Source organism: Heyndrickxia acidiproducens DSM 23148 (assembly GCF_000374345.1).
Lineage (GTDB): Bacteria > Bacillota > Bacilli > Bacillales > Bacillaceae_C > Weizmannia > Weizmannia acidiproducens.
In genome coordinates, this window is sequence record NZ_KB894029.1 from 1 (window position 1) to 16542 (window position 16542).

At 41.5% G+C, this 16542-nt stretch carries 17 protein-coding genes; all 17 read right to left on the bottom strand.

Going from position 1 to position 16542, the window contains the following annotated elements; genetic code table 11:
- Positions 1-965: ISLre2 family transposase (locus C232_RS0115880; protein ID WP_018662447.1), on the bottom strand; the 965-nt coding region annotated here is incomplete at its 3' end.
- A 98-nt stretch (positions 966-1063) separates the two neighbouring features.
- A complete protein-coding gene (locus C232_RS19915) occupies positions 1064-1213 on the bottom strand; it encodes a hypothetical protein (RefSeq protein ID WP_018665138.1) in 150 nt (49 codons plus the stop codon).
- 27 nt (positions 1214-1240) lie between these two features.
- Positions 1241-2209: an Rpn family recombination-promoting nuclease/putative transposase gene (locus C232_RS0115890; protein WP_018665139.1), complete on the bottom strand. Its 969-nt coding sequence runs from the start codon at positions 2207-2209 to the stop codon at positions 1241-1243.
- A gap of 749 nt (positions 2210-2958) precedes the next feature.
- Positions 2959-4050, bottom strand: coding sequence for a glycosyltransferase family 2 protein (locus C232_RS0115900; protein WP_018665141.1), 1092 nt, complete (start codon positions 4048-4050; stop codon positions 2959-2961).
- On the bottom strand, positions 4050-5528 hold the full coding sequence (locus C232_RS0115905) for a hypothetical protein (protein WP_018665142.1): 1479 nt from the start codon (positions 5526-5528) through the stop codon (positions 4050-4052). Before C232_RS0115905 ends, C232_RS0115900 begins: the two co-directional genes overlap by 1 nt.
- Positions 5529-5732: 204 nt before the next feature.
- Entirely contained in the window at positions 5733-7700 is a 1968-nt protein-coding gene (locus C232_RS0115910; protein ID WP_018665143.1) for a tetratricopeptide repeat-containing glycosyltransferase family 2 protein, read from the bottom strand.
- A gap of 109 nt (positions 7701-7809) precedes the next feature.
- The gene (locus C232_RS0115915; RefSeq protein ID WP_018665144.1) at positions 7810-8625 is read right to left on the bottom strand and encodes a flagellin N-terminal helical domain-containing protein; all 816 of its coding nucleotides are present in this window, start codon (positions 8623-8625) and stop codon (positions 7810-7812) included.
- A gap of 212 nt (positions 8626-8837) precedes the next feature.
- Entirely contained in the window at positions 8838-9011 is a 174-nt protein-coding gene (locus C232_RS19920) for a nucleotidyltransferase domain-containing protein (RefSeq protein WP_018665145.1), read from the bottom strand.
- A gap of 141 nt (positions 9012-9152) precedes the next feature.
- Positions 9153-9392, bottom strand: coding sequence for a carbon storage regulator CsrA (gene csrA, locus C232_RS0115925; protein WP_018665146.1), 240 nt, complete (start codon positions 9390-9392; stop codon positions 9153-9155).
- 4 nt (positions 9393-9396) lie between these two features.
- Positions 9397-9843, bottom strand: coding sequence for a flagellar assembly protein FliW (gene fliW / locus C232_RS0115930; RefSeq protein ID WP_018665147.1), 447 nt, complete (start codon positions 9841-9843; stop codon positions 9397-9399).
- Positions 9844-9910: 67 nt separating this feature from the next.
- Complete coding sequence (gene flgL / locus C232_RS0115935) at positions 9911-10804, bottom strand: flagellar hook-associated protein FlgL (protein WP_018665148.1); 894 nt, start codon at positions 10802-10804, stop codon at positions 9911-9913.
- A gap of 14 nt (positions 10805-10818) precedes the next feature.
- The gene (gene flgK, locus C232_RS0115940) at positions 10819-12438 is read right to left on the bottom strand and encodes a flagellar hook-associated protein FlgK (protein WP_018665149.1); all 1620 of its coding nucleotides are present in this window, start codon (positions 12436-12438) and stop codon (positions 10819-10821) included.
- A gap of 31 nt (positions 12439-12469) precedes the next feature.
- Positions 12470-12958, bottom strand: coding sequence for a flagellar protein FlgN (locus tag C232_RS0115945; protein WP_018665150.1), 489 nt, complete (start codon positions 12956-12958; stop codon positions 12470-12472).
- A 63-nt stretch (positions 12959-13021) separates the two neighbouring features.
- A complete protein-coding gene (gene flgM / locus C232_RS0115950; protein ID WP_018665151.1) occupies positions 13022-13291 on the bottom strand; it encodes a flagellar biosynthesis anti-sigma factor FlgM in 270 nt (89 codons plus the stop codon).
- 86 nt (positions 13292-13377) lie between these two features.
- Positions 13378-13779, bottom strand: a complete 402-nt coding sequence (locus C232_RS0115955; RefSeq protein ID WP_018665152.1) for a TIGR03826 family flagellar region protein — start codon at positions 13777-13779, stop codon at positions 13378-13380.
- A gap of 431 nt (positions 13780-14210) precedes the next feature.
- Complete coding sequence (locus C232_RS0115960) at positions 14211-14918, bottom strand: ComF family protein (protein WP_018665153.1); 708 nt, start codon at positions 14916-14918, stop codon at positions 14211-14213.
- Positions 14911-16305: an ATP-dependent helicase ComFA gene (locus C232_RS0115965; protein WP_018665154.1), complete on the bottom strand. Its 1395-nt coding sequence runs from the start codon at positions 16303-16305 to the stop codon at positions 14911-14913. The genes C232_RS0115960 and C232_RS0115965 overlap by 8 nt, the downstream gene beginning before the upstream one ends.
- Positions 16306-16542 lie beyond the last annotated feature (237 nt).

Here is a 16542-nt window from a genome sequence, read left to right on the forward strand (position 1 = left end):
GTGTCCAAATACAGCGTGAATTGGCCCAAATCATGCGTTTTTATCGCCTTTCTAATCTGTTCCTTTACTTCGCTCTTCCCACCCCCAAATGTCCTGACAACGGCCTGTGCGACATGGTAAGCATCCAGCTGATTGAGTGTCGGAAATTCTGACTGTGAGAATGCCGTTTGAAACCGTTCAGGTGTGTACCCCGGCCCTCCATCACTGTTGGTAATGACACGGGCTTTTTCGAGGGAATATGTGTTGGCAGCTGTGGCTTGGACCTCATCCCAGAATGTCTGAATTGGTTTGGTTGTCATCATCACTTTAGGCTGGCGCAGGGAAACCCTTTTGCCATTGATTTCCCACCCCTCATAGAGAATGGCATGGTGGACTTCCATACTCTGTTTCTTCTTCAGCCCCCGGACGAATACGCCGTCAGCTTCGGCAAACAGGTAATCCACTTTCTTTCCCTCCGGCAGTGAAGCAGCCTCTTCAAGCTCTTCTACAAATGCCTGGTCATCATCCGCCTGGGCTTCCCCCACGCGTTTCACCATTTTCCCCACAGTTGTACGGGAAAGGCTCACTGCTGTCCACTCCTTCAAAATATCAGCTGCTTTTTGATAGGTACTTTCACTGGCCAGCTCCGCCACCTTCAATTCCACTAATGGGCTGTAACGCTGATTCGGTTCCATCCCCAGCCATTCATCCAGTACATAGTGTGGAGCCCCTTTCTTGTCATGCATCAATGAACGTTTAAAAGCCACGTTTCCAAACAGAAACTGAACGCTTCTGTCATCACTCCGGCAGTACTCCCAACCTTCATCCAATTTCTGTTGTTTGATGATCTTGTCTAATTTCACAAATACGTCCCCAACCAACTGCGTAAAGGTCTGTTGCATAAAAATTTTGGACTGTTCCTCAAATTCGATAAGACTGTCTGTACCCTTTAATAACTCCACAATTTTTGATATAATATTTCCCATGGGAAGACCTCTTTCTAAATGTATTCGCGTGCTAGCGTACATTTAAATGATAGAGCGTCTTCCCATTTTTTTCCACTTATTAACCTCCGAGTAAAATTTTACACATACATACAAATCATATTCGACAAAATTCGGGTAGCACGCAAAACTAAGTACTTCAAACGTGCCTCATACAATACCTTGTTTTCGTGATTAGCACTTAAACCTTCCCATTCTTTGATCGCTTCTCGTACTTCCTGTTCGTTCATCGCAAATTCCTCCAGTTCGTGAGAAAATCACTTATCATTCTCTATTTTTTGCTGGATTTTTTTGATTTCTTCAAGCGGATAGTCCAACATATCTGCAATCGAGTCGGGTGCGGTTCCCTTGCTCAACATTTTTCTAATTACAGCTTCCCGTTCTTTTTGGATACCTTCTTTAATGCCTTTATTTATGCCTTTTTTAATACCTTCTTCTCTGCCTTCTTCTCTGCCAGCACGTCTTTCTCCAAGGATATTTGAAAGCTGATCACGCAAATACTTCAACCGCGCCTCATACAATACCTTATTTTCGTGATTGGCACTTAAACTTTCCCATTCTTTGATCGCTTCTCGTACTTCCTGTTCGTTCATCGCAAATTCCTCCAGTTCGTGGAAAATACTCGTGTCAATGGTCTTTTTCCGGTAATCCGCCGCGGAAAGCATCATCAGCCATGGGTATTCGGCAGACGGCTTCGCTCTCATTTCACGTCTGTATTTTTTCCATTTTACCATAAACTGCGATAAATCAAACGTGTGAAATTCAAGATGCGGGCTCCAAATAAAACGCTCGTTATCCTCATAAAGGTGGAAAACATTGTGGAAGCTGTCAGTTTCATGGGGAAAAAGCGGGTAGTTTAAGATGGAGATCATGATGGTAGGGACGAGTTCAGAGTAATTTTGCCCTGTTTGCAACGATGAGGAAAATAATTTCGACCAATAATACAGCACCCGTTCCGGCATATCGTGCTGGTCTACCATTTGAATTTCAACATTAATCCTTTCATCGTTGGAAGTGTAAACCAGAACATCGAGCCGGCTTGTCTTGCCAACCTGCTCTGCCTTAATGAGTTCGGTGTTTTCGTATTGAACATCAGTAATCCGGTCGCGGCCTTGCCGATGCAGCAAATCATTCAAAAAGGCAATGGTAATCTTCTTTCTGCTCGGGTGGCCGAAAAGCTGTTTGAACATAAAGTCCATTTTGAGGTCGAGGTATTCTGTTGTCATGAGGATCAATCCTTTCGGGGGTGGTATTTTTGATTGGTACGAGGTATTATGTCTATTTATTTTATATTATTTGAAAATTATATCAGTGTCAACGGAATTACACAATTCATATTCGACAAAATTCGGGTGGTGACAGGCACTGAAATAAAGGCTACCCCCTTATCAAACCGTACGTACCTTTATCAATGAGTTATGGATCAAAATGTTGCTTTTCTTTGGACAAATTTTATTTTACGGATTAGGTCAGGGGTGTAATATTCCTGTCCTTTTTGTTTAAGCCTCTGGATGTAGTTTTTAATGGGGAGCCATAGATCTCATGGTAATAAAACCAGTATGCGGATACAAGTCCTGATATGGCAAAGTATTCTATATTCCGTTTGCCTATCATTAGCCATCCTTTTTTTACTCGGATGTTTATCATCGCTACCCTCTACCTTTTTCGGATATATCCATCGCTAACAGTTGCTTACTGAAGGATTGATAGAAGCAGGCACTCCGGAATCCATATTCGGCATTTTCTTTTATAGCTTTGTGGTGGATAGTCAGAAAGTAAGATACTTTTCCCCTGAAAAAAGTTAATTCGGCTTTTTCGTACATAGAAACAGCCTCTACCAAGTACAGGTTTTTTTACGTATTTTTCATAACATCCTTACACTTTATATTCGGCAAAAACAGCCAAAATTATTGTCAAATCTGAAACTTTCGCTTGTTCAGTAAGTCTAATTTAACAACAACCATTATGAAATAGTTTAACTGTTTCCAATTTTTGACACCCCCATTTTCAACTTCATATTTTTAAGTAAAAGTCTAAAGATCTGTAAGCTGTCATAATCTAATGATTTTACAAGTGGAGCGCAAGTTTGAACCAGTGTATTAAAACTAGGAACATTAACTAATAGGGAATTTGGCAATTTCTCAATCCAATTATTTAGTATATTTAATACGGATAATTTTTGTCGCTTTGTAGCTTTAGCTAATGTTGAATATAATATACCAATAATTTCACGGTTAACAACTCTATTTAAGTAATAAATATATAAACTATTTATTACTTCTTGACTATATTGATTTTTTCTATTACTTGCAAAAGCAGAAAAGTGATCAGTACCAATAGAAACAATTTCTAATACGTTTTTTAAAAATAAGGCTGGATCTTTTAAAAGTGATTGAGAGACTGAATTTTTTTCACTCTCCCTTTTTCTATAATAGTAAATTGTAGAAGAAATCGTAAAAATCTTATTTGTATATAAATATGCATGTACAGTAAATGGTTGATCCTCAGCAAAATGTATATTCATTGGAAAAGTACTATTTTCTATTAAGCTTTTCTTATATAGTTTTCCCCAGCAATAAATTAAAAAAAACAGTTCTGGGTTTTTTATAATGGATTTTTCCCCCTGTTGTGCTAGGGAAGGAAAAATCTTAAAGTATGGTGATATCTCTGAAGATTTTCTTGCATCATAATATTCTTTAATTACTCCCGTTACTAAATTGGCGTTATTTTCTTCAGCAGCGATGTACATTTGTTCTAGAGCATTTCTAGTAATAAAGTCATCAGCATCCATGAAAAATATATACTCACCATGAGCAATTTTTAATCCCAAATTACGTGCGGCACCAACCCCCATTTTTTGAGTTTGTTGTATAAGATACACATTTGAATATTTTTGTGTATATGATGATACAATTTTAAGTGTTTTATCTCTTGAAAAATCGTCTACTAGAATAATTTCAATACTTTTTAAAGTTTGGTTTACTAGTGAAGAAAGAGCTTCATCAATATAATTTTCAACATTATACAATGGAACAATTACACTAACTTTAATTGAATCATTACCCATTAAGCATTCTCCATTTGTAAGACGTCCAATTTAATTTTATAATATATTTTTTCTCCGGATGTACCATCACTATTAGTATAAATTTTTTGTGCCACTCCTTTTCTGTTGGTAGCTAAAGGATCATACCCGTTTGCAAATTTCTTCACTAATTCGTACCAAGGCTCAGTTTGATCAAAAGCATAATAAAAGACATTTGATGGTAGCAAAGAGCTCTCTGGCATCTTTTCACTTAAAAACAATACTCTTTTTTCTGTTAACAAATAAGAACGGAGTATTGAACTGTCAGCTGTTATTAATACATCAGCAGCCATTAAAGCAGGAAAATAGTTATCTGATTCATCTATCATTATACCCTTATATAAGGTATTTTCTGATGCTGAAATCTTTTCTATCAAATCTAAAAAATAGGCTAAAAAAAATGGTGTATTTTTCAATATAGACGTTTTTGTTAGAGGATGCGGACGCCATATGACTATACTATTCTCCACAAAACGGGGAATATTAAAAAAATCAATCAATTTTTCTAATGCTAAAAACGGATTATTAGCAAAATAAAGGCATCCTGTATTTATCAAGTACACTGTCTTACCACTTATTTTTTCTAACCAATTAGGAGGGTAAGATACTCCTTCTTGTAATGTCTTAACCATACTGTCAAGCTTTGGTGAACCCGATACAAGAATTTTATTTTCCGGTATCCCTTCACGAATTGCAATCTCTTTCTCTGTTTCATTAACCATGATAAATTTATCTATATTTTTTATCGAAGGCATGTTATACGGATAAAAACCATTTCCTTTTTCATAAGGGATAAATGACGCCGTATAATATGGCACATAAACAAGCATATCTGTATATTTCTTTAAATTAGTCGTAAAGTATTTTTCATGTATCTGTGTAAGTGTATTAAAGTTATCATATATATTATGTACAAAAATAATATCAGGTTGCTGTTCCTCCACTTTGTATTGGCTGTAATAGGTGATTGGGATATTGCTTGGAAATCTGTCTCCTTCATATGTGTATATTGCTTGATCCCGCGAAAGCTGATAATAAGGGATTGGAACAACTTTTACCTCACAATCTTCATCTTTCGCAGCTGCTTCATACACGCTCGCAAGGCTATCCCACATCGAAACTTTATATGGAAAAAATACAATATTCAACTTTGCCTTCACTTCATCTCGCAGTACGGCTTTAATAGAATTGATTTTAATACTCGTTTGTTCAATTATGGTTGTATCAAGTTGGTTGATGTCATTTAAAAAGAATTGGAAATTAGATTGGATACCACGAAGAAGTTTCAATGATTGGACAGGCAGAATCTCTTCTTTTTCTAATTGTGTTGAAATAGCCTGGATAGCAGCAATACAGTCGTAAAGTCCCGCCCTGGGATCTTTTAGTTGAATTAACATGCCTAACATTTCAGATACCGTATCTAATAGGGCAGTTAGTTTTTTCTTCATTTTTACAAACATGTAAAAAGCCTCCAAAATCACTTTTAAAGCCAATAAAAATGGCCATAAAAAACTGGGTAAACAAATAAGTCTTCACTATTATCTAATAACGAAAACCTATTTGTTTTATTTGGATAATCATTCCTTTCCCTAATGTTAACTTGATTAAGGATTGAAATTTACCATTTGACACAAAATTTTATTATATATATCCGGGTTTGTATATTAAATATGTGCTTGAATATACCTCTTCTCCTCAACCATATGATTACGCTTCGTCAAGCAGCTACTATTCGGATAATATTGGCAGCTAATTTCCCAAATTTGGTGTATATCCCAATCAATAAGCCCCTCATAATGGTAGTCCGCCTGCAGTGCAGACTCAAAAATTCTAAAATCCATTCTATCCTCAGTTAAGGCCTGAATGATCCATTGTGCAACACGTAAGTAATCTCCGTGTTCTTTATAATATGATATGATATCCACAAATGTTTCGTTTTCATATTGTACTGTCTCCAGGTTTTCATAAATGTTCATAGCTTCTTTTTTGAATCCAAATTGATATAGCAGATGTCCCGTCGGCAAATAGATGCTTGGATAAAGATCGGCTTTTTCTGCAAGAACGGCAAACAGATCAAACATTTTATATTTCAAAGTTTTTTTAATCAAAGTAAGATATTCATCATGATTAATTGTCTTTGGCTTATTATTTGAGAAGAAAACATCCATCAAATGTTTTTTTTCGGGTTCCTGTATTAACATATAAAGCAATTGCGCAATTTTTTTATCATTATTCCTAATGCAGAACAAAATTAAATCATAGATATCAAAACATCCATATACAATTAGTTGATTTAAATTTTCAAATGTATTTGACTCAATAAATTTATTGATTAATAAATCATTGCCTTGAACAAATTCGGACTTCATTTTAAAACCGGCTTTTAACAATTCATTATTTTCAATAAGGTTTATGTATTTTTCTGCAAGTTCAAACTTTGAATTTGCAACTAAAACAGCGATAAGCTTGTTTAAATGATTGCTGTCTGTCATGAATTCATGCTGATCCAAAAATAAACTCAATGCATGATCTGATTCATGCTGAATAAGAATTTCCAAAAGTCCCACAAACGACCGGTCACAATGATGATTGATGTTCAATGCCTGAGCAAAATGTGTAATTGCCTTTTCTTTATTTCCTTTTTTCTCATACAAGGTTCCAAGCAATTGATGCGGGCGGTATTCTAAATAGTCAATACTTGTTAGGAAATACGAATATTGTTCTTTATTCGATAATAGATCTTCAAGTTCCTCAATAGCATCGTCAAAACGTTTTTGCTGTGCAAATACATATCCCTTGAAAAACTTCAGATCCGGTGACTGAGAATAAATGGTCATTGAATCTTGAATAACATTTAAAGCATCCTGATACCGGTTTAATTGAATTAAGCAATTGATAATCTGAACAAGGCAAAATGAAACCCAGCTATAGCGAATGTCCGCTTTTCCCTGGTAAGCTTTGATATACGATTTCAAAGCTTTCTCTACTTCTTTAGTAGAAAGATATTCATTTCCTAAATTAAAATAATCAAATGCCTTATTTCTCGAAATGCCAAGTTCTTTTTCAAGAAGTTTCTTGTTTCTTTTATTTTTATCCTTTTCCTTCACAACACTGGCAATATAACCGGAATGATAAATTATTAAGCTGGATCCCTTCGTTTTAAGCTGACCTTTTGTTTTCACTAGTTGCTCATGAATTGTTCTCTTATAGCCAATAAATGGATCGTTTTTATAAAGCCTAATACTGTGATGCTGAATTATGCTTTCACCATGTATTCCAGTAAAATTAAATAACTTTATCTCAACTGCATCAATTTCGGACGTTGATTCTTTAAGATCCCGTACGGCTTGTTTCAAATTTTCAGGTTCGACATACTCATCTGCATCAAGTACAAAAATCCATTGTCCTAAAGCCTTGGACTGTGCAAAATTCCGGGCATCGGCAAAGCTGTCCGTCCATTCAAAATCATAAACTTTTGAAGTATAAGCTGCAGCAATTTCTTTTGTTCTGTCAGTTGAACCAGTATCAACAATGACTATTTCATCGACACTATCTTTAACCGAATCCAAACATCTATTTAAGACTTTCTCTTCGTTTTTGACAATCATACATAAAGAAATAAATGGTCTCATGTTTACCCCTCATTATAGATAATTTAGGTTCAATAAAACATTGCGGTAATCAGAATACCGTAATGTTTTATTGAACCCCCTTCTTGTGTTAGAAGGGAGTTTATTTAGCTTAACGCAGCAATTGTAATACTTGCTGTGGTTGTTGATTTGCCTGAGCCAGCATCGCTTGAGCAGCTTGTGCAAGAATTGAGTCTTTCGTTTGCTCTGACATTTCTTTTGCCATATCAACGTCACGAATACGTGATTCAGCTGAAGTCAGGTTTTCAGAAGAAGTTGTCAGATTATTAATGGTATGGTCTAGGCGGTTTTGAAGTGCACCAAGATTAGATCTTTGGGTTGATACTGATTTTATCGCTTTATCAAGTGCAGAAATTGCTATGCTAGCTGTTGAGTTATGTCCCACACTGATGTTAGCAGTAGAAAGGCTAAGCCCTGTTGTATCCATTTGAGAGATTGTAAAATGAATAATTTGGCCATCATTTGCACCAATTTGCAACGTTGCGGAAAAACTACCTCCTAAAAGATTTTGCGTATTGAATTCGGTCGTTTCCGAGATACGGTCAATTTCAGACATCAATTGGTTGAGTTCAGTTTGAATTTGAGCACGATCCTCATCGGTATTTGTATCATTACCACCTTGGACTGCCAATTCACGCATACGTTGAAGAATATCATGAGTTTCGTTCAATGCGCCTTCCGCAGTTTGGATTAAAGAAATCCCATCTTGCGCATTGCTTGTTGCTTTATCCAAGCCTCGGATTTGGGAACGCATTTTTTCGGAAATTGCGAGGCCGGCAGCATCGTCAGAAGCACTGTTAATACGAAGCCCTGAAGACAGTTTTTGCATTGCTTTTCCTTGAGCATTGGATGCAGAGTTTAATTTGTTGAGCGTATTTAACGCCGCCAAATTATGATTGATAATCATTTATATTTCCTCCCTGAATGTTGTCAGTCCACTTCCATGTGGACTTGAAATTTTCCCGGGTTCCCGGGTCGGCCGCCCCGTTCCCCCGCTCATTAGTTATATCGGATGATAGGACTTTTGATTTAATAGTTTTGGAGAAAAATTTTTTTGTCTTGAGATTGGTGTGTGGGGGTTCTGGGGGAGGGTGGGTTGCTGTAAGTGGTTTCCCGGTATTACAGTGACAGGCACCAAAAAAGAAAAATCTCTTTTGGTGCCTGATTTAAATCAATATCCGACCGGTCTGTGTCATCTCCTACAGCTCTGGAACCGAAAAGGATAATTTTTTTTACCTTATCTGTTGAAAGACCAATTTGGACCAGCTGCTCTTTGATTCTTTGATCAATCACTTGTCCTTCACATCCTTTATTCCATGTACAGATGTTTACCTTCCCTTATTTTACTACAGGGTGAGATCTATAACCAAATCGGGGTATTTTGATTTTTGGTATCAAGAGAAGACGCCACTGACAGTTTTCTAACTGGTCGTTTTACACGTGTCCACCATTTTTCTTAGATTGCGCAAGTAAATTGATCAAGTCTTCAATATTTTTTGCGGCATTCGCGTTTTCTTTCTGTATCTCCAAATACACTTCTTTCCGATGAATCTCAATATGTTTCGGGGCGTTGATGCCGATTTTGACCTGGTCGCCCTGGATGGCAGCGATGGTGATTTCGATGTCGTCGCCGATTTGGATCGATTCGCCTTTTTTTCTTGACAGGATCAGCATCTCCTCACCCCTTTCCCTTTTCGGGTTTATCCGCAAAGAGCGGGTGCCTGGTTTGATAGGCTGTGCCATTTAAAATCAGCTGCTTTGCCTGGCGGTTTTTTTGGTTGAGAATGAGCGGCGCCTGCAGATTCGCGGTCGTTTTGGAGAATGGTTCCTTGACGGATAAAATTGAATACACCAGGACGTCTTCTTCATTAGTGATCGACAGCTGCTCCAGCGTGGCATCGTCAATTTTGAATGCATAGTCCCCGAAAAATAGAAACGGGCTTGTGATCACAAAAGCAGCATACGGCGTTTGCACCGATTGCAAAACCCTGTAGACGCCGTCATCCAAAAGCGGCAGGATGGTAAACGCTTTTTCATCCGGAAAACCCGGGATTCCGTTTTCAAAATGCCAAATGTCTTTTTCATTTATTTCCACTTCGCCATGGTATTTCGTGTTAAGCTTCATACATAAGCCTCCAAATCCTGAATAAAAAAATGGCACCATCCGAACAAGTCAGAATGGTGTCCAAATGTCATCTTAAAAAGTCCAGTAAAGTCGGCTGGATGACCTGGGCGCCGACTTTGAGCGCGGCTTCGTACGCGCCGGATGCAACGGAAAAATCCGTGTAAACTTTATCAATGTCCACATCTTCATTGTTGGACATGATCTCAGTCGCAGTTGTTTTCTGCTGTGTGACGCGATCTTTCATTAAATCGAGCCGGTTACTGCGGGCGCCTGTTTTTGACAGTTCGCTCAGGGCGTTGTCAATATGGGTATCAAGTTTGCCCAAGTAACTACCAAAGCCTGTTGCCGATGTGCCGGCGTTTAGGTCGCTAATTAAATTGTTTAAATCAGTAAATAAGTCTTTTGAAAAGACTTGTGAACCGTCCGCATTCACTTGCAGATATATCCCTTTGGAAAGCTCCATTTTGACCGGATTGCTGTTGATATTAAGGGCGGCAATTCCAGCGGGCGTGGTAACATCAGAAGTAATTGTTTTTTCCGTCGTATCCGTGCCATTGAAAATATATTTATCATTGACTTTTGTATTGGCAATATCCACAAGCTGTCCGCGGAGCTGTTCGACTTCATCGGCAATCGACTGCCGGTCAGTTGGCGTTTTCGTACCGGTTGAACCTTCCACTGTCAGTTCGCGGATACGCTGCAGCACCTGGTTGGTTTCATCCAGTGCATCATTTGTGGTTTCGATCCAAGTGCTCGCTTCCGAGAAGTTGTCTTCGTATTGTTTCACCTGGGCAACCGTCCGCCGGTAAGCGATCCCTTTCATCGCAGAAAGCGGATCATCGGACAGCTTATTGATTTTTTTCCCGGAAGAAAGCTGCTCCTGGTATTTTGCGAGTTTGCTGTAACTGGTGTTTAAATTGCTCAAGAAATTGTTGGCGAGCATCGATTGAGTTACGCGCATTTACTTTCACCTGCCTATCTGCCTGCAATGCCCATGCTGTTGATGATTTTATCGAGCATTTCATCGTTCATCGTAATCATCCTTGCCGCCGCATTATAGGCTTGTTGGTATTTGATCATATTGGTCAGTTCTTCATCGAGCGAAACCGCGCTGACGGATTGCCGGTTTGTTTCTACGGATTCCAGCAGTGATTTGCTGTTCGTTTCAAGGTTGTCCGCCTGCTCCGCATCGACACCGAGCTTTCCGATGATCCCTGCGTAGTTGCTTAAGATCGTCCCGCTTGTAAACGGCAATTTCAGGGCAGCGATATCAACCGTCCTCCCGCCTTCTAAAGCAATCGAGCTACTGCTTAAATCAAATCCTTCGATATTCGCGAGATTGATGGCGTTCGTGCCGTCCCCGCTATCGCCGTTTGCGGAAGCGGCAATTTTGTTGTACGTCATCTGGCTGTTGACGGAGATTGCCGCGGCAGCACCCCGGTAACTTGTCAGGCCGCCAAAGTCAAAAAAGTCGGTCCCGGCTGCCCCGCTTAAATCTATTCCCTGGTTCTGGACAGTATTGAAGATCGTACCAAATGTAAAGGCCATTTTATCAAGGCTGTCGAGTATGTCCGGGTAATTCCCGGCCACTACTGTTGTATTGGTGTCGTCCTGGTATTGATAGCCGTAACTTTCAATTAAGCCGCGCAGTTTGCCTTGTGGGAAAATGACATTGCCATTCGGATCGGAGACGGAAAATGCCGTGCCTGCAACGGTAATGCCGGTCATTTGCCCGTTTTCTGGAACAGCGTCCAATATTTTGTCCCCGTTACTGTCCGTGCCGTTTTGGACTTGCACGGCGTTGTAGGTGCCACCCCGGACAAGATAGCTGCTCGTTTTTCCGTCTGCGCTTTTGAGGGCAATATTGTAAATGCCGTCAGCGATATCCTTGGCGTTTCCGCCGCTTTTATCCGTTTCAACGGTAATGTCCAAATAAGAAGATAACTTGTCTGCCAGATTGTCCCGTTTATCATATAAGTCATTCGGCAAGTAGCCATTTGGTTCCAGTGCCCCGATTTGTTGATTGAGGTCGCTGATTTGCTGCAATATCGAATTGATATCGTTCACCGATACGCCAATCTCGCTGCCTGTATCTGACTGATCCTGTTCCAGCGTCTTGCTCAGATAGTGGAAGGTGTCTGACAGTGTTTCTCCGCGTTCAAGCACGACTGAACGGGCTGAAACGTCTTCAGGATTGGTGCTTAAGTCCTGGAGAGATTCCCAAAAAGCTTCCATTGTTTTGGACAAACTGCTGTCCGAAGAGGTTTCATCCATGACCCCTTCTATTTTTCCCAGTGCATCCGCCTTTGCGCCCCAATATCCCACAGAACTATTGTTTTCGCGATACTGCCTATCCAAGTACCTGTCCCGAACCCGCTCTACAGAACTTGCTTCAACGCCGGTTCCGATCTGCCCGGCAATTTGGGGGCGGTTCATGGATGCTGCGGGGTAAGGGTCTGTTGGCGTTAAATTGGCGCGCTGCCGCGTATAGCCTTCCGTATTGGCATTGGCAACGTTTTGGCCAACTGTATAAAGGGCATTTTGCTGGGCCGTTAACGCCCGTTTTGAAGTTTCTAATCCAAAGAATGTTGACACTGTTCATTCTCCTCCATCTCAACCAATTCTGTCACGCTTTTGAATCAAATCTCGAAATGCCGGCTGCCTGTACCCGGGATGTTTGCGGCGGCGCATAAGTTGCCGGCTGCTGTTTCGGGCAGATCAAATCAAGGGTAAGGTTGATATACTGAAGGGAATGATAGATCAGCATTTGATTCAAATCATTTTGTTTTTTCAATTTATCTACAATTATTAACAGGTCTTCCCTTAATGCTTCAAGTTTGCTGCGTTCTTCACCGGCTGCCGCTGCCGCAATGCAGTCTGAAACCGTAACAGATTCGTTTGGCCGGGTTTTCAGAAAATCATGCGCGCACTTATTCCGTTCTTTTTCCAGTGCGGTTATCGCCTGGATATGGGCCTGTTCTTCATTCACCATTTTTTGGAGGCGCTCCATGTCCTGTTTTTTTATCACGTCGGTTTTTTCACACGCCAGCGTAAACAGGCTGCTATGGAGCTGCACCAGTTTTTCAAGGCATACGATCAGTTTTTGTAAAGACATGGGCACTCCCCCTTTTTCACGTTACTATCGGAATCTGCTGCCGGAAATTTGTTTTCCGCAGTCTTATTGTCCTGAATAATATTTTAAAATGCCTGCCGCCGTTTTTTTAGCATCGGCTTGATACGTTCCGTTTTGCACTTGCTGTTTTAATGTTTCAATCTTTTGGGCACGTTCTTTTTCGAACCGGGATGTTTTCTGCATTTCCTTTGCCTTGGAAGATATTTCGACTTTGTCCGTCTTTTGGGTGCCGCCTATTTTGGCCTGCTGTGCACGCTGGCTGGCGGACCGCTGGTAAGGATTGACTCCCGAGGAATTGATATTGTTGATTTTCATCTGCTTTCACCCCTTTAAAGATCATATCCGCGCCTTACTTTCTCATCCTATTATATCGGATAAAACGCCGGAATGTTTAATGGAAACTAGAAATTCTTGAAGTAGTATGTATTTTTCCTTTGTTCTTCTTTGCGCCGTTTTTCCTGTTCAAATCGGCTTAAATCATCTTGAATACCTTTTGCGCAGTGATCGCATAGCTTCCCTTTTTGAATTAATGCACCGCAGCGGTCACATGGATAAGCGAGATTGGGGAAGTTGGCGACCAGCAGGCGGCCTTTTCTTACCCATTTGTAGACAAGTTCTTTTGTTACATCGTTTTTTGCAACGATCGTTTCTACTGTTGCCGCCCTGTTCTCGCGTTTTCGCAAAAAAGCAAACACGCGGTCAAATGCCGCTTCCTCTTTTTTATAACAATCATCACATACATCGCGCATCGGGTTTTTTACATACAGTTTCCCGCAATTCGGACAGTTCGCCAAATCAGCCATCCGATCCGCCTCCTTTCGTTCATGTAGCTTATTCTTCGCACGGAAAGCGCAGTCTTCTATTCATTATATCGGTATTTTGTACGGATTTTTAGCCTGTTTCCGTAACTCATAGAACAGATTTTTCTTTCCTAAGCGGGATGAAGGCCATTTCAGGTAAAAAAAGCAACCCGTATTGGCTTTCATCACGCTAATGAACGCCATCTCAAGTAAAATAACTGCCCACAATAGTTTTCATCATGCCGATGAACGCCATCTCAAGTAAAATAACTGCCCACAATAGTTTTCATCATGCCGATGAACACCATCTCATGTAAAATAACTGCACGCGATAGCTTTCATCATGCCGATGAACGCTATCTCATGTGAAATAATTGCCCGCAAAGGCTTTCATCACCCGGATAATTCAAGTGAAAAGGCAGTTTGAAATATCTTTAACTCCTTGCGATCGTGAGGGAAGTAACTTTCGCGGCGCCTGCTGTCTTTAGCACTTTTGCCGCATGGCGGAGCGTCGACCCGGTCGTGTAAATATCATCAATTAATAAAACGGAAACGCCCTGGATCGGCTGGTGTTCTTCAATTTGAAAAACTTGTTCCTGATGGATACGTTCATCGCGCGTTTTCTTCGACTGTTTTTCGGAATGGGTGCGTTTCAGGAGCGGAACCGTTTGCAGCCCTGCAGCTTCCGCAAGCGCCTCCGACTGGTTGAACAGGCGCTCGGAAAGGCGCTCAGGACTTAACGGAATCGGAACAATCAGCTCTGCATCGCTGTGTTCGAGCACTTTTTGGATATCATCCGCAAAAATGCTGGACAAAATGTAATCGCCGCGGAATTTAAACTGCGCCAAGACATCTTTACAAAAATCATTATACTCATATAACGAAGTATTTTTTTCAAGCACCCCTGACCATGCGGCATCTTCTTCCCATCTGGCACAGTCCTGACAGATGCCTTCCCGGATAAACGCAGGATCCAGCTTTGCGAGCGGCCGGCAGCAAATTTTACAGACCGGCCCGCTGATTCGCTTCAGTTTTCCCCTGCATGCGTCGCAAAGCCAGATATCCTGCTGTGGAAAAACCAGCGTGCGCCAGAAAAACGGGTAACGGATCGGCTGGCGGCAGTACAGGCAGAACTCATTCATCGACCAGCCCCCGCTTTCTTGCTTCTTCATTCATGCTTGCGATATGGCGGACTGCTTTTAACATTGCCTTTGTCCTTCCATAGTGAAAAAAAGTGACCTCGCCGCTTGGAAAGGCGGGACTTCTTCCAGCCCTACCGGCAATTTGGACAAGCGCCGCCTCGGTAAAAATCTCATCTTCTGCACCCACAACTGCAACATCAATATTCGGGAATGTGACGCCGCGCTCTAAAATCGTCGTTGTCAAAAGAATTGGGGTTTTTTGGGCGCGCATATTCTCCACCTTTTGTTTACGGTCCGGGTCTTCTGCGTGCACCCATTCAATTTTTTCATCAAGGGCTTGAAAGAGGGGGGCTGCTTTTAGCATCAGGCGGATATTGGGGAGAAAGACAAGGGCTTGTTTGCTTTCAGAGAGGCGCCGCTTCATCCAGGCTTCAATATTGCCGGGGAGCCTGCCTTTTTCAAAAGCCCTGCGCCAATTCCCGATCCATTTCATTACAGGAACCGGCAGCGGATGGCGGTGGAAGCGGGCCGGAATCATGACATGGCTGCGTTTCCCTGCCTGGCATTCCTGCTGCCATTTTTCATTTGGGGTGGCCGTAAGAAAAATCCGGGCACAATCTTTTTTGGCTGCTTTTTGCACGGCTTTTTGCAATGTTGTGTCATAAGTATAGGGGAACGCATCGACCTCATCAACAATGATAGCATCAAAAGCGGCTTCATACCGGTACAGCTGGTGGGTGGTGGCCACAACAAGCGGCGCCCACAGATGGCGGTCAGGACTGCCCCCGTATAAGGCTGCGACTTTGATTTCCGGAAACACCTGCCGGAACCGGGGGGTAAGTTCAAGCACGACATCTGTCCGCGGCGTCGCCACACAGACCCGCCGCCCCGCTTTGATTGCAGCTTCAATGCCGGCAAAAAGAACCTCGGTCTTCCCTGCGCCGCAAACGGCCCATAATAGCAGCTCTTTTTTATGTTGTAGTGCGTCTAACACTGCATCTGACGCAGCTTGCTGGCCTTTTGACAGCTGTCCTGCCCATTGGAGCGGTGCGTGCGGCGGGGTAAACTCAGGCTCCGGGCCGGTCCAGCTGATCAGCGGCAGGCAGGAAGATACCCTGCCCATCATGATGCAGTTGCGGCAGTAGATACTCATTTCGCCGCAGTGGGCACAGGGATATGCAGCAAAAAGATGCGGATTCTGGTTGCCGCAGCGCTTGCAGGTGCAATCCGGATACTCGCCGCTGATGCCTTTTTCTTCATGGATCCAGCCGTTTTGGCGGCAGGTTTTAAGCCACTCGGCGGGAAAGGGGATTTCTGTTTCCAGCAATTTTCGTCCGGAGAGGTGGTACTGGAGCTGCTTTGAGGGGGTGTAAGGTAGAGGTGACAAAGAAAAACCACTCCTTTGTTCATTTTTTGAGGGATGAGCCGTGCTCTTGTTCGTTGTCTGTCGGTACGGTAAAAAACACCTTTGTTTCAGTTTTGAAAAATGAAGAAGGGACCGTTACCGCGGGGACCGTTTCTAAAAACGTAGACATCTATAGACATAAATATCAAACGTTTGTTATAAGAAAAATCTTACCACGCAAAACGAACAGTGTTTTTTGCGAATCGTGTTAGGGAATCT

Coding starts and splice junctions, on each gene's coding strand:
- C232_RS19915 (WP_018665138.1), bottom strand. CDS start 1,213: ATGAACGAACAGGAAGTACGAGAAGCGATCAAAGAATGGGAAGGTTTA.
- C232_RS0115890 (WP_018665139.1), bottom strand. CDS start 2,209: ATGACAACAGAATACCTCGACCTCAAAATGGACTTTATGTTCAAACAG.
- C232_RS0115900 (WP_018665141.1), bottom strand. CDS start 4,050: ATGGGTAATGATTCAATTAAAGTTAGTGTAATTGTTCCATTGTATAAT.
- C232_RS0115905 (WP_018665142.1), bottom strand. CDS start 5,528: ATGTTTGTAAAAATGAAGAAAAAACTAACTGCCCTATTAGATACGGTA.
- C232_RS0115910 (WP_018665143.1), bottom strand. CDS start 7,700: ATGAGACCATTTATTTCTTTATGTATGATTGTCAAAAACGAAGAGAAA.
- C232_RS0115915 (WP_018665144.1), bottom strand. CDS start 8,625: ATGATTATCAATCATAATTTGGCGGCGTTAAATACGCTCAACAAATTA.
- csrA (WP_018665146.1), bottom strand. CDS start 9,392: ATGCTGATCCTGTCAAGAAAAAAAGGCGAATCGATCCAAATCGGCGAC.
- fliW (WP_018665147.1), bottom strand. CDS start 9,843: ATGAAGCTTAACACGAAATACCATGGCGAAGTGGAAATAAATGAAAAA.
- flgL (WP_018665148.1), bottom strand. CDS start 10,804: ATGCGCGTAACTCAATCGATGCTCGCCAACAATTTCTTGAGCAATTTA.
- C232_RS0115945 (WP_018665150.1), bottom strand. CDS start 12,958: ATGTCTTTACAAAAACTGATCGTATGCCTTGAAAAACTGGTGCAGCTC.
- flgM (WP_018665151.1), bottom strand. CDS start 13,291: ATGAAAATCAACAATATCAATTCCTCGGGAGTCAATCCTTACCAGCGG.
- C232_RS0115955 (WP_018665152.1), bottom strand. CDS start 13,779: ATGGCTGATTTGGCGAACTGTCCGAATTGCGGGAAACTGTATGTAAAA.
- C232_RS0115960 (WP_018665153.1), bottom strand. CDS start 14,918: ATGAATGAGTTCTGCCTGTACTGCCGCCAGCCGATCCGTTACCCGTTT.